General features: G+C 37.4%; 17 protein-coding genes, 1 tRNA gene and 1 pseudogene. 7 read left to right on the forward strand and 12 right to left on the reverse strand.

All coding sequences use genetic code 11. The features are described from left to right. Window positions 1–59 precede the first annotated feature (59 nt). The 3 genes from F6K18_RS24995 to F6K18_RS25005 are packed head-to-tail and all read left to right on the forward strand — an operon-like array spanning window position 60 to window position 3,101. Complete coding sequence (locus F6K18_RS24995; protein WP_287525022.1) at window positions 60–548, forward strand: hypothetical protein; 489 nt, start codon at window positions 60–62, stop codon at window positions 546–548. Beyond that, window positions 545–2,131 carry a hypothetical protein gene (locus F6K18_RS25000; RefSeq protein WP_287525023.1) on the forward strand — a complete coding sequence of 529 codons (1,587 nt, stop codon included), beginning with the start codon at window positions 545–547 and terminating at the stop codon, window positions 2,129–2,131. The genes F6K18_RS24995 and F6K18_RS25000 overlap by 4 nt, the downstream gene beginning before the upstream one ends. Then, a complete protein-coding gene (locus F6K18_RS25005) occupies window positions 2,097–3,101 on the forward strand; it encodes a hypothetical protein (protein ID WP_287525024.1) in 1,005 nt (334 codons plus the stop codon). Before F6K18_RS25000 ends, F6K18_RS25005 begins: the two co-directional genes overlap by 35 nt. Before the next feature lie 398 nt (window positions 3,102–3,499). Here the strand turns inward: F6K18_RS25005 and hisS are convergent, their stop codons facing one another. The 5 genes from hisS to F6K18_RS25030 form a co-directional block, all read right to left on the reverse strand. Next, window positions 3,500–4,888 carry a histidine--tRNA ligase gene (gene hisS / locus F6K18_RS25010; protein ID WP_287525025.1) on the reverse strand — a complete coding sequence of 463 codons (1,389 nt, stop codon included), beginning with the start codon at window positions 4,886–4,888 and terminating at the stop codon, window positions 3,500–3,502. A gap of 771 nt (window positions 4,889–5,659) precedes the next feature. Beyond that, the gene (locus F6K18_RS25015; RefSeq protein ID WP_287525026.1) at window positions 5,660–6,580 is read right to left on the reverse strand and encodes a DnaJ domain-containing protein; all 921 of its coding nucleotides are present in this window, start codon (window positions 6,578–6,580) and stop codon (window positions 5,660–5,662) included. Window positions 6,581–7,109: 529 nt separating this feature from the next. Next, the gene (locus F6K18_RS25020) at window positions 7,110–7,940 is read right to left on the reverse strand and encodes an inositol monophosphatase family protein (protein WP_287525027.1); all 831 of its coding nucleotides are present in this window, start codon (window positions 7,938–7,940) and stop codon (window positions 7,110–7,112) included. A gap of 304 nt (window positions 7,941–8,244) precedes the next feature. Then, complete coding sequence (locus F6K18_RS25025) at window positions 8,245–8,766, reverse strand: thermonuclease family protein (RefSeq protein ID WP_287525028.1); 522 nt, start codon at window positions 8,764–8,766, stop codon at window positions 8,245–8,247. Continuing rightward, on the reverse strand, window positions 8,756–9,124 hold the full coding sequence (locus F6K18_RS25030) for a 2Fe-2S iron-sulfur cluster-binding protein (protein ID WP_287525029.1): 369 nt from the start codon (window positions 9,122–9,124) through the stop codon (window positions 8,756–8,758). The genes F6K18_RS25025 and F6K18_RS25030 overlap by 11 nt, the downstream gene beginning before the upstream one ends. Window positions 9,125–9,434: 310 nt before the next feature. Between F6K18_RS25030 and F6K18_RS25035 the strand changes: the two genes are divergently transcribed. After that, window positions 9,435–9,521: transfer RNA gene (locus tag F6K18_RS25035), tRNA-Ser, on the forward strand. 1,225 nt (window positions 9,522–10,746) lie between these two features. On the opposite strand, the gene F6K18_RS25040 is transcribed toward F6K18_RS25035, so the two are convergent. From F6K18_RS25040 to F6K18_RS25060, 6 genes are all read right to left on the reverse strand, one after another. Further along, window positions 10,747–13,425: a GH92 family glycosyl hydrolase gene (locus F6K18_RS25040; RefSeq protein WP_287525030.1), complete on the reverse strand. Its 2,679-nt coding sequence runs from the start codon at window positions 13,423–13,425 to the stop codon at window positions 10,747–10,749. A 202-nt stretch (window positions 13,426–13,627) separates the two neighbouring features. Beyond that, window positions 13,628–13,771: a hypothetical protein gene (locus tag F6K18_RS25045; RefSeq protein WP_287525031.1), complete on the reverse strand. Its 144-nt coding sequence runs from the start codon at window positions 13,769–13,771 to the stop codon at window positions 13,628–13,630. A 127-nt stretch (window positions 13,772–13,898) separates the two neighbouring features. Further along, window positions 13,899–14,243 (reverse strand): DUF86 domain-containing protein, encoded by a 345-nt coding sequence (locus F6K18_RS25050; RefSeq protein WP_287525032.1) that lies wholly within the window; start codon window positions 14,241–14,243, stop codon window positions 13,899–13,901. Window positions 14,244–14,372: 129 nt separating this feature from the next. Beyond that, window positions 14,373–14,663 (reverse strand): nucleotidyltransferase family protein, encoded by a 291-nt coding sequence (locus F6K18_RS25055; protein ID WP_287525033.1) that lies wholly within the window; start codon window positions 14,661–14,663, stop codon window positions 14,373–14,375. Window positions 14,664–14,694: 31 nt separating this feature from the next. Then, complete coding sequence (locus tag F6K18_RS36840; protein WP_353735159.1) at window positions 14,695–14,883, reverse strand: hypothetical protein; 189 nt, start codon at window positions 14,881–14,883, stop codon at window positions 14,695–14,697. Window positions 14,884–14,886: 3 nt separating this feature from the next. Further along, entirely contained in the window at window positions 14,887–15,930 is a 1,044-nt protein-coding gene (locus tag F6K18_RS25060) for an NB-ARC domain-containing protein (protein WP_353735160.1), read from the reverse strand. A gap of 433 nt (window positions 15,931–16,363) precedes the next feature. Between F6K18_RS25060 and F6K18_RS25065 the strand changes: the two genes are divergently transcribed. Next, window positions 16,364–16,588, forward strand: coding sequence for a hypothetical protein (locus F6K18_RS25065; protein WP_287525034.1), 225 nt, complete (start codon window positions 16,364–16,366; stop codon window positions 16,586–16,588). Window positions 16,589–17,683: 1,095 nt separating this feature from the next. Here the strand turns inward: F6K18_RS25065 and F6K18_RS25070 are convergent. Continuing rightward, window positions 17,684–18,283 (reverse strand): DUF4126 domain-containing protein, encoded by a 600-nt coding sequence (locus F6K18_RS25070; RefSeq protein ID WP_287525035.1) that lies wholly within the window; start codon window positions 18,281–18,283, stop codon window positions 17,684–17,686. A 1,238-nt stretch (window positions 18,284–19,521) separates the two neighbouring features. On the opposite strand from F6K18_RS25070, the gene F6K18_RS25075 reads away from it, so the two are divergent. Continuing rightward, a complete protein-coding gene (locus F6K18_RS25075) occupies window positions 19,522–19,857 on the forward strand; it encodes a hypothetical protein (RefSeq protein ID WP_287279521.1) in 336 nt (111 codons plus the stop codon). 200 nt (window positions 19,858–20,057) lie between these two features. Beyond that, window positions 20,058–20,999, forward strand: a pseudogene (locus F6K18_RS25080) (sigma-70 family RNA polymerase sigma factor); the annotation flags it as partial. Window positions 21,000–21,023: the final 24 nt, after the last annotated feature.

Here is a 21,023-nt window from a genome sequence, read left to right on the forward strand (position 1 = left end):
AAAATAACTAAAAGTTGGCATCCCCGTCGGCGATCACTCTCAATTATTTCTATTTTTCAGTGATTAAATTCACTGGAGACAGAGGAACATTGCCAGATATGATTAGCGTAATTATTACACTAACTATCTTGCTTTTTGTCCAAAGTCCAATACTTAAAGCAGGAGAAAAAGCAGCAGAAGAAGCAGGAAAGCTTTTTGGTCAAGATGCTTGGGAGCAAGCCAAGGCTTTATGGAATAAACTTCGTCCTCAAGTAGAAACTAAGCCAGCAGCAAAAGAAGCAATAAAAGACGCAGCAGATAACCCAGATGATGAAGATGTTCAAGCAGCTCTTCGAGTTCAATTGAAAAAGCTATTGAAAGAAGATACTGCCTTAACTAATGAAATTAACCGTTTGATGGAGGGTAAAGTCGTACAGCGAGTGTTAGCAGAAAGGAAAAGTACTATTAGTAATGTAGAACAATCTGCTACTGGTGAAAGTGATGTTCAACAAGAGACAGTCGCACGGGATGAGAGCAAGATTGAAGGGGTAAAACAAAGACAGCAATGACTGAGAAACAGGAATCCTTTGTTAGGGTTCAAAAAATCATAGCTGATAATGGTTCTACCATTAGATATGTAATCCAAATCGGAAGCCTAAGTATTTCTGTTCCGATTTGGTCATTATTAGTTTTGATTGTCTTATCAGTTGTTCCCATAGTTACTCCAGTTGTCAGTCAATGGATAGTTCAAAGTCAACCAATGATAGGTGATTTTAACGTCGCGCTAATTGGGTTTAAGGAACGCAAAGAAGCAAAAAAAACAATTACTGCATCTAGCGTTGGTAATTCTTTGAGTCAGACCATAAAAAATTGGTTAGAAAGTTTGGATAGATTGGATATATCAGTTCAATCTAAATTCAGACTTATTAAAAGTAATCCAATTGAATATCTTGTGAGAAGTACAGAAGATGAATTTTCATCCTCAATCACAAATATAGCCCATAGAATTGATGCAGATTTTATTATTTATGGGTGGCTAGATTCGGCTTCTAACCAGTTATTCACTAAATTTTATCTGCCTGAAAACTATGAAGATGCTATGGAGATTACAGGGTATCACGCTCTTAGTGAACCAATAGATTTTATTCAACCTTTGAAAGGAGTAAATCGAAAAAATTTATATGCGGATCTGAAACCACCATTACAAACATTATTCCATTTTGCTTTAGCTACTATTAAACTTTCCCAGGAACAAGATATAGCATTAGATCACATCAAAGAATCTGAAGAATTACTAAGAGAAATAGAAGAAAGAAAACGTGGATTAAACAAGACAGGACTAGAAGTATTATATCTTTTTAAGGGTGTAGCCCACAGTAAGATGGGTAATTTATCATACGAATATTTTCTTGTTAAAGAAATCAAATCTAAACAGGAACAATCTGAAAGTGATTACGAAGAAGCTATAACTCATTTTAATGATGCTAAAAAAGATTTTGCAGAAGCTGAAGCAGCCTTTAAAGAAGCTTTAAAAATTAGTAAAAATCAATACGCTAGAGCTTATCTTGCTTGGGGTGCTTTGCTATACAGTCAAAGAGTTCAGAGTATTAATAAGAGGGGAAATGAGGGCATTGCAGAAGAGAAAATTGATGAAGCTATTGCCAAATATCGCAAGGCATTAGATGCAGAAATAAAACATCCTAAAGCTTATGTAGATATCAAAGCTAACTACAACTTAGGTTTAGCGATTACTACTAAAGAAAATATTCAAACTAGTTATTGTTCTAAGCCCAATGAAGAGGCTATTGAGGCTCTACAAAATGTAATATCTGGTTATGATCGAGAAACAATAATTGACATAATTCAGCAACTAACAGCTAAAGCCTACTATCAACTGGGATTACTCTATAGAAACTGCGGCGATCGGAAACTCAAAGAAGCTGACAAACTACAACTCTATGATGATGCAGTTAAAGAATTTAAGAATAGCATTCTATTATTTTCGACAAAACCAGAGAAGTCTTGGCAGCGAGATATTTGGGTAATTCGTTTTTCTTTAGCTAATACTTATTTACAGAGTGCTGAATTAGGAAAAACAGATATGTATAAGCAAGCAGTTGATATTTACAATTGGCTCCAAGTTTGGCGATAGAGTAATCTTTCCCATTGAACTTAGTAAACCTGGTCGTATTGAAGTTAGTGTTAAATGGGAAGGTACAGCAAGGAAACTAGCTTTAATTATCAACGGCCCCGATAGACCAAGACAGCCTAATCCTGTGGCTTATTATGCACGCCGGGATGGCGTTAGCCCCATAACATTGTCCTACAATGTCACTTCCTCAGATTTTAACCGTGGTCGTAAGTGGTTCGTTAGTTTAGTTAACTTTAGTGGTGGGCAAGCTAGAAATGGCGAAATCAGTATAAACTATCCACGGGAGGCTCGTCCCAATTTTGTCAAGACTCGTGCTAGGCTGAATGACTTTATCGGAAACTGGCAAAACGTTGATCGCAATACACGGGGAATCACTCGATTAGCTATCAGGCAAAAGAGAAACTCTCTTGGCATTCATAGCTGGGGTTCTTGTCATCCCACAGATTGCGACCACGGTGAAACTACCGTCGCTTTCCAAGGGAACCCAGTAATTGTGAGTCGAGAAGTTTCTTTTAAGAAAGAAATTAGAACACTCACCATGCTAGGTAATGGGGAATTGCGTGTACTGAGCGAAAATATTTTCACTGATGGTACCCGTCGGGATTATGTTAAGGAATATCGTTTTAGGAAGGTCAGTACTTCCAGAACATCACTATCTGCACCAAAACTAATATCTCCAGTTAATGGAACTGTTTTTAATCATTATCCAAGAAACACTATGTTACGTTGGTCTCCTGTAAGGGGTGCAGTAAGTTACACAGTCGAGATTGACTGTTATCATTGCTGCCAGCCCAACCAGTGGTGTTCAAATATTGGTGGTCGGACTAGGATAGTACCTAATATTAATTCGACCAGTTACAGGTTTCAATTTGTGGGGGCACAACCTGGACGTTGTCGGGTTTGGGCAGTGGATACTGCTGGACGAAAGAGTCCCAAAAGCTCATGGTATGAATTCCGCTATACGCGATGATTTAATTTTTGGTAAGGAACCAAGTATGCTTCGGCATCTATAAAATCAAATTTGATTCCATCTAGTAACAGTTGAAGGCTAATATCATGTTCGGTTGAATACTTATAATATCTGTGGACCAAAGGCAGAAAGCAGAGGGCAGAAGGCAGAAGGGAAAGAGCAAGGTTAGAAGGCAGAAGGTTTATTATAACTGATTATCCGAACATGATATAAAACCTTTATCTGTAAATGCTTTTATATTTAATCAGCAAGCCCTAATTACTCTACAGTATTACCGAATAATTAAGGTATAAAGCCTCTCCTTTAAAGGATAAACAAGAAAAAATTTTCCTTTGAGTCAATCCTATCCGCTTTCAAGGAGAGGTAATTATTAATTATTAATTATTAATTATTAATTGTTAAACCAATCTTTGTTTTAATACACCTGCTAAACCTGCTATAGGAACTTTCATTTGTTCCCCTGTTCTTAAATCTTTTAAACTACACATATTAGCTGCTGCTTCCTCGGAACCAATAATAATACAAAAAGGAATTTTCTGCTTATCAGCTTGTTGTAATTGTTTTCCAACTCCACGACTATCAAAACTTGTTATAACATTCATCCCACTTCGACGCAACTTTTGAGAAACATCCAAATAAGTTGCCATTAAATCTTCTTGCATATTCACAACCATAACTGTTGCTGGAGTCGGAGCAAAAGATTCCAAAATACCCGCCTTTAACAAGCGACTCATTAATCTAGTTAAACCAATAGAAATACCAACTCCAGGCATTTTTTCCCCAATAAACATTCCGACTAATTCTTCATATCTACCCCCAGAACAAATACTTCCTAAAGCTTCATGTCCGATTAAAGTAGTTTCATATACTGTGCCCGTATAATAATCTAATCCCCTAGCTATTGATAGATCGATACAGAAACGTTGGTCTGAAACTCCCAAATTTCTGACACCAGAAATTACTGTTTCTAATTCAGAAACTCCCTGACTTAAAACCTCAGAATTATCCAAAGTTTCTGCCATACTTTTCAGCTTATCCAAAACATCATCAACCGTACCTTTGATTTTAGTAAAATCCCAAACTTTTTCCACTTGAGATTCAGACAAACTAATTTCAGACAAAGCTTTTTTAACCTTAGCTTCTCCCACTTTTTCCGCAGTATCAACAATCCGAAGACAAGACACAATATTCTCTGCTGCTACTCCCACAGATGCAAAAAAACCAGTTAAAACTTTGCGGTTATTAATTCTGATGAGAAAATCACCAATATTAATCGCTTCAAAGATTTCAGCAATAATCGCTGGAACTTGTGCATCATATAATAAACTTAATTTACCCCTCCCCACAACATCAATATCGCATTGTCGGAACTGTCGAAAACGACCATCTTTTGCCCGTTCTCCTCGGAAAACAACATCCATTTGATAACGAGCAAAAGGGAAATTCAAATCATTCAAATGCCGAGCAATATAAGCAGCCAAAGGAACAGTTTGGTCGAACTTTAACGCCCTTTCTTCTGAACCACTATCTCCAGCTTTTTCCTTTTCTGCTTGACGATTTGGAGGCAAAATAGGAAATAAACCATAAACAATATTATCTCCTTGATTTCCTTTTGCTTGTAAAACTTCTAAACGTTCAACTGCTGGAGTTTCAATAGGTGTAAATCCGTAGCGTTCAAATACCTGACGAATTGTATCCATTAAATAAGATTCTAATCGTTTTTCACCAGGGAGGAATTCTGGAAATCCACTAGGACAACTATAATTAATTTTATCTGTTTTTGCCATTTTTTACCTCATAGTATTTTGCAGAATGTGTTAGGTGTTAGGTGTTATAGCGCTGTGTGCAGGCAACAGGCAACAGGCAACAGCTCCGGAAGGGGGAATAAATTGCCGATAATATAAGATTTTTCGCTATTTAGCTGCTCCTGTAATTTGTAAATATACCAGCGCTCATTGCTATAGTTGTTAGGTTTTAGAGATTAGGTGTTATGTCTTGTGCGTTTACAGCGCTTTTCAGATTGATTAACCACATCGTAATAACAAAAATCTTGTAGGGGCGCCATTCGGAGCTTTGCGTTAGCAAATGGCCATTCGCCCCTACGACTCTTGACTCCTCCATCATTATCCGGAGATGATATTAGTTCAACAATTAACAGTTAACAATTAATAATTACCTCTTCTTTTTAAAATGAAGGAAGAGTATTAACCAAAAGAACATGAGAATATTTTTTCTCCTTAATTATTAGAAATTAGAAAGGATCGGCTTCAAATATGAAATTATTAATTACTAATTATTCGGTAAGTAACTTAATAATCTAATACTAACACTTACTCAGGAAGTGTTAAGCTATTAGCTGTCAACTCTCAGTCTTATGAGGGGGTTTAAATGAATATAGACTTTAAAGGCGACTTTAGTAGTAAGTATAAATTTTGCCTTAATTAGTAAAGCTTTGATCTAAAACTAAAAGCAATAGCTGTTTGCGTAGCATTCCGCAGGGAAGCGCTGAATAACTGATGGCTTTTTGCGCATAATTCCGCAGGAAATGCTTACCTTCGTTATTTTTTATTTCCACCAAAAATACCCCCAAATAAACCACCTCCTTTATCAGATTTAGTTCCTTTTTTACCTGTTGTTTTACTTGGTTTATTATTGCCAGTTGCAGCTTGTTCTAATAATTTTTTTACTTCTAATGCTTTTGGCTCTTGAGGATTTAATGAAAGAGCTTTTTTGACTTCAATTTTCGCCATTGTGCCTTGCTTTTGCTGGAAGTAACAAAAACCTAATAAAGCATGACAAAGACTATCATTTTGCTCAAATTTCAAAGCTCCTTTTAACTCTGAAATTGCCTTCACATAATTTTTATTAGATATTAATGTTTTAGCCCTATTACAAGCTTGCTCTACCAAAGGATTTTTAGTTGAGGGTTTTATAGTTGTGGGTTTGACAGAATCACTAGGAGGTTTCGGTGTAGGTGGAGGTGAGGGTTTAACAACTCCAGAACCAGTTTTGCGCAGTAAATAAGCTAAATTCAATTCACTAATTTCTCCAATGATATCTAAAGTTTTGTCAATAGATTCATATTCGCGATCGCTTAATTCCTTGAGAGTTTCCTTATATATGTTTTGATAATCTCCCGCCTTAGCAATTTTTTTTGCTGCATCAGTAGTAAACTTAATTTGACTGCGCTGTTGAGAAACAGTATTACTGAGATTTTTGAGAACGACAAAAAGTTCAGCGCGATCGCTTTCCTTAGAAAATTTATTATAAGCAGGACTCACCAACTTAGATAACAACTGATTAGCAAATTCTTTATCAGTTTCACTTTCAAAGGGTGAAGTATCGGGGTGCAAACGACGTGCCACCCGCATATACCGTTTACGAATCTCACCAAATTCTGCATCTAGAGAAACCCCTAAAATTGCGTGATGGTCTGTGAAATCAAATTGGAATAATCCTTGTTTAAATGTAAAAGACATAATAACAACTTTTCCTTAACAAAATTAATTGCATTGAATCTAAACTTACAGCAGTTTCCACTGCCAGTGAGGTACTTATGCTTATGGTTTTAGGGAACAGGGAACACTGGATCTGGGAACAGGGAATGGGGGATAGACAAAATCCATATTGTCAGTTGTACCTCATTAGTACCGAATCTGCTGTAATCTTCAGGACTTATATCATGTTCGGTTGAATAGTTATGATTAGGATATAGATGGAAGAGATATCTCAAATCCCTGAGATTGCTTCCTTCCACGTCGTTACCGTCGCAATGACTTTATAGTTAGTGTTTATCCGAACATGATATTACAGACTGACAATAGATATAGGATTTTGGGATGTTACGCTACCGCTACCACTCCCTACTAGACTGACACGCTTTTTGCAGAAATTTTCTTCCCTATTGCTTATTGCCTGTTGCCTATTGCCTATTGCCTACTTCTGTAAAAAGCCTATTCTTTCCCCCTACTCCCTACTCCCCTCCTGGGAGGGGTTAGGGGTGAGTCCCTATTCCCTCCTTTCCTTAGACCAATGAGACAAAGGCAGAGTTTCAGTCAACGCTTTGCTCATTAAATCGTGAATTTTGCCATTAGTAGCTAAAATCTTACCCGATTTCAGATCAACAGGACTACCATTATAAGCCGTAACCTTACCTCCCGCTTCCTCCAACACCACTATACCTGCAGCAATATCCCAAGGGGACAAATTTCTTTCCCAGTAAGCATCTGCACGACCACAAGCAATAGAACATAGATCGATAGAAGCAGAACCAGAACGTCGTACTCCTTGAGTAAGATCACATATTTGACAAAATTCTTTGTAGTTATTATCAGTAGTCTCCCGTCGGTCGTAAGCAAAACCCGTTATCGTCAAACTTCTTTCTAAAGTAGTAGTCTGAGAAACACTAATTGGTTTGCAGTTACGAGTTGCCCCCAAAGCTTTAGCTGCACGAAAAAGTTCATCTAAAATCGGATTAAATACCACCCCCACCTGTGGTACCCCATCAATTAATAATCCTACCGAGGATGCTGAAAAAGGATATTGGTGGGCAAAATTAGTAGTACCGTCCAAAGGGTCTATTGCCCATAGATATCTACTTGTTGTATCTCCCAACTCTCCCGACTCTTCAGCTAGAATGCCATGGTTTGGCAAATGTCGCTGTAAAACCTTGATGATCGCCTTTTCAGCAGCTTTGTCAGCTTCAGTTACCAAATTTACTGGACTACCCTTTTCTTGAATATCTTGAAGATTGCCCCAATAAGACATCAACTCTGCACCACCAGCAAGAGCAGCTTCAGTGGCAATATCTAGGAAAACTTGTAATTGTTCTGCACTCATAAAAATAATTAACTTACTTAATAGGAATTAGAGAATTGTTCAAAATCTCCATGACAATAATAACTTCTGACTTCTGTACGGGTAATTTCCTAACGGAATGCTTTCCTTGCGGAATGCTGCGCAAACGCAAACGTGAATCACCCCTACTGACTTTTGACTTGCTTACCGAATAATTAAATAATTAAGGTTTAAAGCCTTTCATTTAAAGGAGAAACAAGAAAAAATTTTCCTTAATCGTCAATCCTATCCGTTTTCAAAGAGAGGTAATTATTAATTATTAATTATTAATTATTAATTATCTAACCTATTGTTTAAGATTTTCACGACGAAATTGTGCTGGAGTTTGACGCATTGGACGTTCTGGATTCCAGATACCTCGCCCCATCAGTCTAGCTTTTTCTTGGGCATTAGCAAGACGTTCTGTATACTTATTGTTAGGAAAATATGGCTCTGCCAAGGCCAAACCTTCTTCTGCCATATATTCATTAATTAGTTTCCCATTCAGCCAAATATAAGCTAGTTGGCGATCAAATTTATCTTTTTTCTGGACATCAAACTCTAATAAAACTTCTTGCCCCAAGGTTAACTTTTCTAGTTGGGTTCTAGCTTCTTGTCCCCAAGGTTTTTGTCTGATATCTGGTGCCTGAATACCTATCAAGCGAATGGGTTCTAGTATAGGTACAGCAGCAGAACGGTCAGTTATCTCGATGGTTTGTCCACTAACTACCCTTTCTACTCTAATTATTTTGCCCGATCGGGGATTTGAGTTTTGGCAGCCAATGAAAAGTATCCAGGCTATAACTAGAAAAATGATTCTAATCTTCATCCAATGGCAATCCCGCTCTTACCTTTCCTTTGCCAAAATAGCGGCCAAATTGAAGTTCGTATACTTCATCTTCATCCTGTGTTTCTACGAGTAGGTCAGAACGAGCATAGCTGACACACAGAAGAGCATAACCCTGTTTTTGAAGTTCTAATGATAGTCCCATTGCTTCTGGTTGATAGAGTTGGCCAGATATAACTCTCACTGCACAAGTAGTACAAGCACCATTACGACAGGAGAATGGTAAATCTACTCCTTGATTTTCAGCACTGTGGAGGATGTAGCGGTCTTCAGGAACCTGGACTGTATGATATGTATCTTTTTGGCGATTGTGTATGCGAATTTGGTGATAACGGGCCATAATAATTTGAGACTATAATTTATAGTTATTGCTGGCAATTTAGAAATTAAGTTTTAATTAATATAGCGAGGAACGAGTTGCTTAGGACTTATGCTAATGATGAATTTTAGACTAGGCAATGTTTTTCCCACTGTTGCCTGTTGCCTGTTGCCTGCTATAGACTAAAACATGATTTATACTTATCTTATGCTATCTAGGCCCAATATCTAATATAAAATTTTATTTGTGAGAAATAGTTGCAAAATTTAGAATAATTCTGCTACAATAGTATAATTGTGAGCAAATATAAAATTTAATACTTTTGCTTTTTGGAGAGGTGGCCGAGTGGTTTAAGGCGCAGCACTGGAAATGCTGTTATGGGGTGACTTATACGGGGGTTCGAATCCCCCCCTCTCCGTTCTATAAAATGGGTTTCTGTGATTTACAGGACTTACGCATAACCACCAAATATAGTAGGGGGTTAACGGCCGTTAACCCCTAAAAATGGTGTATAATTTTCTCTTTTGCATAAGTCCTGACTTAGCCAAAGTTAAGCCCTGGTTTATGTATTATGGAATATTTGGCCACAAATCTATTTCTACTCTCATAGGACTTACGCAGTAAAACCCATTTTCGTCATTGCGACCGACAGGGTTTGCGGAGCAGTCCGGAACGGAAAGCAATCTCAAATCCTAGTTTTTCGTACCTCATGTGTAATATCAAATCCGTTAGCATCGGTTTTATTCAGTATTTTATAGCAGTTTTCATTAACATAGAATACAGAGATTTTGGCTTAAAGGCAGCTATGCAGAAGGCAGAAGGCAGAAGCAATGCAAGTCTACCTTTGTGAAAACCGCTATAAAGATAAGAGTCTATATTGTAGGGGCGTCATTCGGAGCTTTGCGGAGCGCAAATGGCCATTCGCCCTTACGCATTGTATGATGATCAACGGAATTATATTACTCTGAAGCCAACGAATTTGATATAAGTCCTGTCTAAATTAAGAATTTGATATAAGTCCTGTCTAAATTAATTAGACCAGTTAAAAAAAGAATGCTATTAGGTGGTTATATCCTAACATTACGTACGACAAAATGTAGTATTAAAAATCGGAGACAGGAGACAGCTATACTGGAGACAGGAGACAATTATAGTGGTCAATAGGAGTAAGTAATTGAGTATTTATACTTAATATTTTCCTGAGAATCTGACTGCTGAGAAAGGTCAAATGTAGCAGCTATATAGTATAAATACCTACCAAGTTACGGATTTTTCTACTACTTTTAATGTTACAAATTGGGCGTTGCTGAGTGGTAATGATTTTGAGATTAACTTTGGGCGCAAAACATCAGTTTTTCAATTTTACCTTCAGCTAATAGATATCTCCAAGAATCAAAAATCAATATCTATATCCCAAAGAAATTATCAATTCTTTACCCCTACTGCCTACAGCAAAGCTGCCTACTCCCTATGGGTGAAGTAGATGCCTAATTATCATTACATTTAAGCAACGCCACAAATTGAAGTGCGGAATGTGAGTTATATCATTTCCCCACTTTATTGTTTGTGTAAACCTAAGCGTAAATTGAGGAAATATAAGTTTTTTTTCAAACTTTTAAACCTTCCTCCCTCTTTAGGTTTCTCTAATCAAACAGTCTAAATTCTTCAAATACAACAGAAAAACCATCCCCATCAGGAGAAGCACACATTAAACCGACTTGCAACTCATTTGCCGTAGTCAAATAAGCTAGTCTCAACAAACTATAAATCTCTCCATCAAGAGAATATTCCACTTCCACTGTTTCTCCACTCCGCTTTAACCGCAACCAAATACTTTCGGGGTTTTCCGACAACGACACTACTGACCAGTCAGAATATTCTCTAGTCACCACAGCACTCGCTTGTTGCACGCCATTTACAAATTCAATGCCACATTTTACCCAAGTCTTTTCATCCAAACGCACCATTAAACCTGCTTGGTCGTATAATGCTTGATATTCACCAGTAATTTTGACTTGAGCGGTAAAGTCACCTGTAATATTCTGATAATAAAAATGACCGTTATCGCGAATAAAACCATAGTGAGTCACTCGCCAAAAATCTGTCTTTGCACCTGTGGTAACTTGAATTACTCCATTTTGGTCGCTCCAGACAGGGGGTTGGTTATACCATTGCATTACATTTGTTGGGGTTGGTGAATTTATTGGTGTTGGTGAGGAAATACTCAACATACCACCATTCATAATATCTTGATATGAAATTTGCCACCCTGACGCGGGTTGACCATTGAGTAAATATGGTTCTGGATGATTACCTTTTTGAATAACAAAATCTTTGCCATTATCCAAATGTATAGTTGCTTGAGAAAAATGTAGATATCCCAAATCAAACATTGGCGTACCCGGAGTCACCTGATATAAACCCAAAGCACTGAGAATATACCAAGCTGACATTTGTCCGCAGTCTTCATTGCCTATGATGCCATCTGGTGTAGCTTTGTACATTGTGGTAAGTATTTGTTTGACATAAGCACGAGTCAGATCGTTGCGATCGATAAAATTGAAAAGATAGGGGATATGATGACTGGGTTCATTGCCGTGAGCATATTGTCCAATTAATCCTGTAATATCTGGTAGTTCATTTCCTTTACTACTATCTAGGGAAAATAATTTTTCCAGTTGTGCTAAAAATGCTGACTTCCCACCCATGAGTTGAATTAAGTCGGGAATATTGTGAGGTACAAACCAGGTATATTGCCAGGAGTTCCCCTCAATAAATGGAGACTCCCATGCTGCGGCAAACGGATCGAAATTATCCCAACTACCATCCCTACGTTTGGGACGCATTAATTTTTGACTGGGGTCGAATACTTGGCGGTATGCTTGAGAACGTTTTTCATAACTTTCTGCCAGACTAATATTTCCGAAAATTCTGGCAACTTGAGCGATCGCCCAGTCATTATAGGCAAATTCTAGAGTCCGCGACACTGACCAGTTAACATCAACATCTGAAGGTACAAAACCATAGTTACGATAGGCATTTAATTCTGGTTCTTCTCTATTCATGGTGTCGAGCATTGCTCCCAATGCCCACCAATTATCATAGTTCCGCAAACCTTTGGTAAAAGTATCTACAATAACGCTGATGGCATGACGACCAACCATTGTTTTGACATCTTTTTCTCCTAGTTTCCACTTTGGTAGAGAACCCACTTGGTCGTAATGTATCAACATAGATTTGATATATTCATTAGTTTCTGAGGGTTCGAGTAAGGTCATCAATGGGTGGAGAGCGCGAAATGTATCCCATAATGAAAATAGAGTGTAGTTGGTAAAACCTCCTGCGGTATGAATGCGTCCATCTGCTCCCCGAAACCGTTTGTCTACATCCATATATATATGTGGAGCTTTGTAGGTATGGTAGAGAGCAGTGTAGAAAATGATTTTATCTGTCTCGTTTTCGGTTTCAATATCAATTTTTGCCAGTTTTTCCCGCCAGAGTTCTTTGCTGGAGTCAACTGTTTGATAAAATTGCCAGGATGGGATTTCTTTTTCGATATTTTTTTGCGCGCCACTAATGTCTACTGCGGAAATACCAATGCGTACTTTGAGATTGGAAATTTGCCCTAATTCCAGATATGATTGGATATTTTTGCTGTTGGCACTTTTGAGCTGATTTAGATTTTTGCCATCGGTGGAGATATATATTTTTTGCAGTGGTTTATCTATTTTGATATAAAAATAAATTCGTTGTTCTGGCGACCAACTTTGACTTATGCGACTGCCAACAATGGTGTATGGGTCTAATACTTTGAGAATAGCGGAGAGAGTTTTTTCGTCTCGACGATGAACTAAGTCTATGAGCAGGTTAATTTTAGCATTTTCGGGAAAGGTGTAGTAGTGAAAACCACTCCGTTGTTTAGCTGTGAGTTCGACTTGTATTCCTGAGTTTAATTTGACTTTGTAGTAAGCAGGAGAAGCTGTTTCCGAATTTTTATCAAAGCGTTCCCGATAACCTGAGTCTGGGTTTTCCAGAGTTCCCGGTTCGAGTATCATAGTACCAATTTTTGGCAAAATTAGAATATCCCCATAGTCTGCAATACCCGTACCGCTCAGGTGAGTGTGGGAAAAACCAAGAATACTGCGATCGCTATCATAATATCCGGAACTGGCATCCCATCCTTCGACTCTAGTATCGGGACCAAGTACTACAAAGCCATTGGGAACGCTTGCCCCTGGGTGGGTGTGGCCGTGACCACCTGTACCTATTAGGGGGTTGACATATTTGAGATTATCTGTGGTTGGTGTATTTGTGTTAGTCATAAATTGGGGAAGGAATAGGGTTCAATAATTAATTATTAATTATTAATTATTAATTATTAATTATTAATTAGTAATAGTATTAGTGCATCTAATTAGGGCTTGCTGATTAAATCTAAAAGTATTTACAGATAAAGGTTTTAGCCTTTTTGGGTTCAAAAAAAGTGCCTGGTTTTCAGCTTTTCACGCTCAAAAAGTTAGTATTTTAGGCGCATAGTTGGGCAGAAAAATCATTCTTACAATTCTTACTCCTGTCTCCTGTCTCCTGTCTCCTGTCTCCTGTCTCCTGTCTCCTGTCTCCTGTCTCCTGTCTCCTGTCTCCTGTCTCCTGTCTCCTACCCTCACCCATAAGACTTTTGAGCGCAAACCCTAATTATTTTTGTCATGGGGTACGCTAGTAGGAGCATCTTGCTTCGGTGCTAGGTGTTGCTCGTCTCCAACTACCATTACTATGTACGACTACCAAATTTGCGTTTTCAAGTTTCATTAGACATCTCCAATAAAATTCCTAAAATTTTCGGTTTTAAATCTGGTAAATTATATTCTACTACATTCCAAACTTCATCCAAGTCTATTCCAGCATAGTTATGTATCAAGACATCTCGAAATCCAGCAATTCTTCGCCAGGGAATATCTGAATAATTTTGCCTTAATTCTGGAGAAAGCAGTTTGACTGCTTCTCCTATCACTTCAAAACAACGAATCACTCCATCTTGAATCAAAGATGATTGTAAAAATTCTGTTTTTCCTCCTTGTGTGTAAACTTCAATGCGACTGAGGCGATCGAGGATATCTTGTAAATACATTTTATCATCTGTCATATAAAATCCGACTATAGAGTATATGTTTATAATTCTATCCACACTTTCTCACCTTCAATCTCTCCACCTCCCCTTCTCCCCACACTCCCCACCCCCAAATATATGATAAGTATTCAACCGGATGTGATATCATAGGGGTATCGCCTGACTAATAATTCTTTCTCGGAAAGATTCGCGTAATCCCTTAACGGTTGCTACATCTACTTTTCTACCTAAAAGGTCTTCTAAATCTTGAATTAAACCAATACGATCTAGTAAACTGCGATCGCTTTCCATATCCACAAGAAAATCTATATCGCTATCTTCCCGTTCTTCATTTCGTGCAACCGACCCAAATATTCGGATATTCGATGCTCCATGTTGGGCAGCTAGGTGTAGAATTTCTTCCCGCTTTTGTTGTAGAATTTCTCTAATTTTCATAGTCTAAATTTGGATTTGATTTTTCAAGTAATCATACCATATTGAGCTTTGCTTTACTCTCTCTGCTATATTCCCTGACTACAGGTGGCACGCTGTAAAGATTTTCTTGCTTTTCAATTATGGAACGCCTACACAAAGATTGTAATGTGTTGAGTAAATCTGATGGTGATATTTCTGTAGTTTCTAACAGTTGCGCCAGACTAATAGGTTGATTTTTCATTACTCAAAGCTCCAAGATTTGTTTTTCGGTTTCCGATAGGCGATCGCTCTGCTGTTGTAAAGTATCTTTTAAATCTTCTGGTAATAGGATGGCATCATCGGGCAATAACTCAATCAAATTTTCTCCCAATTCTTGAATCTGAGTTGCCACACTTTTTAACCATAGAGGGTTGCCTTGATAGTGGTGAATTAGTTTTTCCCAGTTATCAATTTCTGCCAAACCATAATCTCTGAGTATTTCTGTTGCGCTGGCAATATCTAAACCAGTCAGTTGCAAAATAGGAATTGGTGTTTTTTTGCTTTTGACTTGAGCAAGTGTAATGGGTTGTTCCCAACCTATTAATAGCAGGCAACTTTGATGGGATAGTTTTTCTATCTGTTTGAAAAAGCAGTCATATTCTTCGTATCCTGGTTTGTACTTTCCTGCTAACTCCCCACTGTTGAAAAGGTGATGAATGTCATCCAAGACTACTAAACAACGATGCTTTTGCAAATATTTGATTAGGGGTAAAGGTTTTTGTGTGTTTTCAAGAGAGTTTTGTTGTTGAGACTGGGAGAAAAACTGAACTAAGTCAGCTTGAAATTCTGTAAAAGTGGGGGATGTTTCTAGACTGCGCCAAATTACATAGTCAAAATTATCTTTTATTTGGTGAAGGAGTTTTACTGCTAATGTGGTTTTGTCGATACCAATGATACCCGTGAGTGCGATGAGGTGACAATGTTGTTGTAAAATCCAGGTAGTTAGGGTTTCGAGTTCGGTGTTGCGGTTGTAGAAGTCGCCTAACTCTGGCATTTCGCCTAAGTCTTGATGTGGCGTCGCGGGTTGTTTGCTGTGAAATGTTTGTTGGTTAGGTTGGTGTGAGTTTGGTGTGTCTGGAGGGTGTCTTTGTTTTTGACAGATATTGACACTACCGCTCACGTTTTCTGCGAAGTTTAAAATATTAGAGTTATGAAACCTCTCCATTGCGGAGCGAAAATTTGATTTAGTAACCTTTTCCTCTAACTTTTCTGAAATTATCTGCCATAATTCTGAGCTAGCTTTTCTCACATTACCTTCAGAGCAATCAAATTCTTTAGCAATATCTTGGTAAGTCTTCCGTTATAGAGTTACTTTGAGTACCGCTTGTTGTAAGTCACTTAGAGATTTGCCTGTTTTCTCAGAAACTATTTGGTTGGCTATTTTTATAACTTCTTCCAAGTTCATAGGATAAGGGGAGGTATGTTTTTTGTATTATCACTTGCGTTGGGTAACAGTCTAGTACATTTGTAACATTTTTCTACAAAAGTAGATAAAATTGACTCAGAACAAAAGTAACAAATTTGAACGTTTTTGGACTAGGCAAAGCACCGATGTAAAGACAATAATAAAGAAAAGATTAAACCATAGATTTGAGGATGAAATGGTAAGTTTTAATCCCCTGTAGCATTCATATTAAATGGTGGTTGAAATCTGATTAAAAATTCTACTTTTGGAAGGTAACATGATAGAGAAAGACAAAAATAACGCAAAGAAGAAAGATAACGATAACGCAGTAAAGGAATTCGCCAAAGGATTTGGAGAAGGTTTAGGAAAAGGTGCAGGAGCTGCACTCATAGGTTGTATCGTTGGTGGATCTATTGGAGTAGTGATTGCAGGTCCAGCAGGAGCAGCAGCAGGAGCAGCAACTGGAGCAGCAGCTGTATCGTTCTTGAGTGGTGGTGCGTAGGTATCAGATTGTAGGTTGGGTTAAGCGACAGCGCAACCCAACAAAAACCTACACTGTATCTATATTATTCAGTTCTTAAATTTTATTTATAACTGACCTGTCCGCAATTCGTAGCTCCCCTGGAGGAGGAACGTGATATTATACCAAGCGTGAAAAAAGAATGTTACGAATAATAAGCGTGATTAAAAGACTTTTTTGGAGATGTCCCTTTGACAAAAAAGATAATTTATGCCCGAAAAAATGGTATTAAAGCCGTTCCCATACGACTCCTGACTCCTGACTCCTAAGAAATATCCTAGCTATTTCTAGCAAACATTTATCAATTTGGTATTACGCATGAAGTAGGAAAAACTAGGATTTGAGATTGCTTTCCGTTCCGGACTGCTGCGCAAACCCTATCGATCGCTTCGGACAAAAATACGTTGCAGGTGCGTAAGTCCTAGTAAATTGTCAACTAATATCATGTCCAGATAAGAGCGCGATCAAAAAACTTTCTCCTTCTCATCTTCTTTCTTCCCTCCGGAATTGGTGAATCAAGGGATGAAACTTTTGGGAGAAGTTCAATAATGGATAATTGATAATTACCTCTCCCTAAAAGGAAGAGGATTGAATAAAAGGAAAATATTTTCTCTCTTGGTCGATTGGAGGACAGGGAGGAGACCCGTTCTTACAGACCCGCTCCGAAGATCGCCATCCCACCCTACGGGAAGCTCCGAAGAGAGAACTCCGTTCCGCTGTCGCGAACGACCGCTTGTTTCTCCTTTAAAGGAGAGGATTTTTACCTTATATCATGTCCGGTTGAACAGTTATAAATAAATAACGACGGAGGAGTCAGGAGTCAGTCCTCAGGAGTCAGGAGGGAAGAAAGAAGAAGGAAGAAGAAGAACTGGAGTTGAAGGAGAAAGTTTTTTATCACTAATTAGCCGGACATGATATTAATTATTCGGTAAATCCAATTGAATGTTTTTTACACTTCCTATGTTTCCCAGTCTAAAATTCATCCCGCACTCTATGCAACGCTTTCCCTCCTCAATTATGACTCCTGACTCCTCTGTCATTTATTTATAACTGTTTAACCGGACATGGTACAAGTCATTACTCTATTTCTGTCGGTGGTATTTCTGTATTATTTTTTTGCCTCAACTTTCGATGCAAAGTTTTCACCCCTGATAATAGTAACCCAATCACTACAAATACGAGGAAAGCTGCGAACACTGGTACAGAAATCGCCAAAATTGACAACACCGAGGAACTTAATAACTCCATTGTGGAAACTCCAGGATTGGCAAATCCTCCGGTGAGAGTTGTAGATGCTAATCTGGTCACATCTGTTAAACCTTGCACTGTTCCCGCAGCACCCCCTCCCACGACCGCAGCAATCGTCCACTGTAGCATTGGACTCATGTCACTCACAAATGAACTTGTGATGATTGTACCTGCGATAACTGCTGTTGGAGTGGCGACAATATCTAGTAGTTCATCTACCCAAGGAATATAGTAAGCTGCAACTTCTAAAAATGCACCAACTCCGAAAGCTACTGTTGCTTGTGGGGTGCCCATCCAGGCAAAATCAGAAGATATTTGTAAATTTCCTGACTGTGCTGCAATACTCATTACTAAAGGAGGTACAAATATGCGAAAACCACAAGCTGCACTTAAACCTACACCTAGACAAATACCTAATAAAGTTTCCATAATTTTATTCCTAATTTTTCCTCATAAAAACTGTTAATTTTGCTGGTGATTATTTAATAATTATTCATTACTTCAATATTTTTTCTGCTGATTGCAGATGTATAAATATATATTATCAAGATTGAAAAATTATCTTTTAATGTTAATGTTTAAAACGATTTTTAAACTCAATATAAATACCGCACTGTTCAAGATGGTAAGGTACAGTTTTATAGCAGAAAGAAGAAGGCTTTAGTTATCTAGGAGAGAAAGAAAAATCTTGCGTTGTCTGAGTTTTAAGCTTTTGATATCTCAAATATAGTAATGGCGATAGTCCTGCATGGTAATGGTAGGATACATATTTTTTAATTTCTCCCACACTCCTCATCTCCCCATCTCCCACACTCCCCATCTCCCCATCCCCCCATCCCCCCAAACTCCCGGTGCTTCCTTTACCATTACTATGCACCACCACCAGTAATGGCGACTGCTATACATTAATCTTTATTTTCTCTTCCCTGTTGCCTATTATACCATTTTCCAACAAGAATGTTATGAATAATTTGAGTAATTAAAAGACTTTTTTGGAGATCCCCTTTTGACTAAAAAGATAAGTTCCGACCTAAAAAATAATATCAAAGCCATTCATTCTGTACCTCACCAATCCGAAAGCTCCTCTACCTGACTCGGTCCTCCCCCTCCTGGAAAGGGTTAGGGGTGGGTTGACTCCTAAGAAATAGCCTAGCTATTTGTAGCAAATATTTATCAGACTGGTATTATCCCATAATTTTCATCTCATGCTGTATAAATAATCATCCTAATTGTTTCCTTTGCATATGAGTCGAGATGATAAAAGTTTGACATAGCATTTTAAATATGATATTGACATATAATCTTGATTGATTGCCTACAAACATGATAATATCAAGAATTTGAAAATAAAGATTGACATAAAAGAAGATATATGATATAAGGAAGTATAAATTCATCAAGCTCTTTGATGATAGTGATAGGTATGATTAAGCGCGATCGCTAATTATCTTAGATCGGTGTAAAGTTTTACTTGAATTGAATCTTGGAATAACTAGGGAAAAGTAAGCAATCATTCTCAAAAACCACAACTATCTATTCATAAAACACAAAAAAATGTTTCTTATAAATTTACCAAGCTTGAAAAAAACAGACAGAATAACGCTTTTAATCGCAATATATTAAAGACTCAACATATTAACATAAATTAATTGTGGAGACAGATGATAATGATAGGGCATTCATTAGAAATAGACGATCTAAAAAAAATTAATAGCCCGAAAAAAATAGTAGCTTTGTTTAACAAACTTGGCTATAATTTACAACTGGAAAATTTAGAGATTGAACAGCTAGAATTACCAACTTCTTGCAGTGGATTTATTGATAATGTTTACAAAATTCATAGCGATGAAGAAGGTAGTTTAGAAATATTTTTGTTGGAGTTGCTACAAGCAGAATTTCAAACAAACCGTAAACTTCAAGAAAAAATAATAACTATTTCCCAAAATATCCCTAAAAGCAAAAAAAAAAATTACTCATTTGTACAAAAAACTATCATCAGTTAGTAATAGTTGCTCTTCAGACAATAGAAAATATAAGTATTACAATTAAATGGTGGTTAATTGACTGTAAAAATCCTACTTATTATGATACTTACTGGCTAGAAAATATAACCCGAAATGATTGGGAATCTACAGAAGAATTTACCAATAAAGAACCTGCTGAACGTAGCTACGACCAAGATTTAGAACCGCCAACCGCAACATTTACTGAAGATTCCATTCAACTTTATCACAAAGAAATTAATAAAATACCTCGTTTGCGTGCTGAGGAAGAAATTAATTTAGCTCATCAAATTGATGAATTATTAGCTTTAGAACAAATTCGTGAAAATTTAGAGGAAAAACTCCAGCGATCGCCTAATGAAACAGAATGGGCAACAGCTGTAAAAATGAGTATACCAGAATTGCGCGATCACCTCCAGCAAGGTAGACAGGCCAAAAATAAAATGGTCACAGCTAATCTGCGACTGGTGACATCAATTGCCAAACGATATCAAAACCGTGGATTAGACTTCCAAGATTTACTCCAAGAAGGTAGTTTAGGATTAATTCGTGCCACAGAAAAATTTGACCATACAAAAGGCTATAAATTTTCTACTTATGGTATTTGGTGGATTAGACAAGCTATTACTAGAGCTATTTGTGACTATTCTCGGATCATTCGCTTACCAGTTTATCTCTATGAAACCATTTCCCAAATTAAGAAAACAGTTAAACAGATGTCAATGGAACGTTGTCTGCTTACTGCTGAAGAAGTCGCTACACGCATGGAAATGACCACAGAGAAATTACGATTTATTGTAGAATGTGCTCAAGAAACGTTATCTTTAGAGATTCCTATAGGCAAAGGAGAAAATACCATCTATAAAGAAGTGATCGAATTTGATGGAGAAACACCAGCAAAATATGTCTTTGAAAATTGCCTACAAGAAGATGTAGAAACTGTTCTCAAAACTTTAACTGAACGGGAAAGAAATGTCTTACAAATGCGATTTGGATTGGATGATGGTCAAGAAAAAACCCTGAAAGAAATCGGTGATACTTTTAATTTAACGAGAGAAAGAATTAGACAAATAGAAGCTAAGGCATTGAAAAAGTTGGAAGACCCAAAACGTAATCGTATTTTGAGAGAATATCTTCTTTAGGAAATAATGTGGTGTTAGTTCAGC

It is taken from the genome of Okeania sp. SIO2C2 (genome assembly GCF_010692625.1).
Taxonomy (GTDB): Bacteria; Cyanobacteriota; Cyanobacteriia; order Cyanobacteriales; family Microcoleaceae; genus Okeania; species Okeania hirsuta.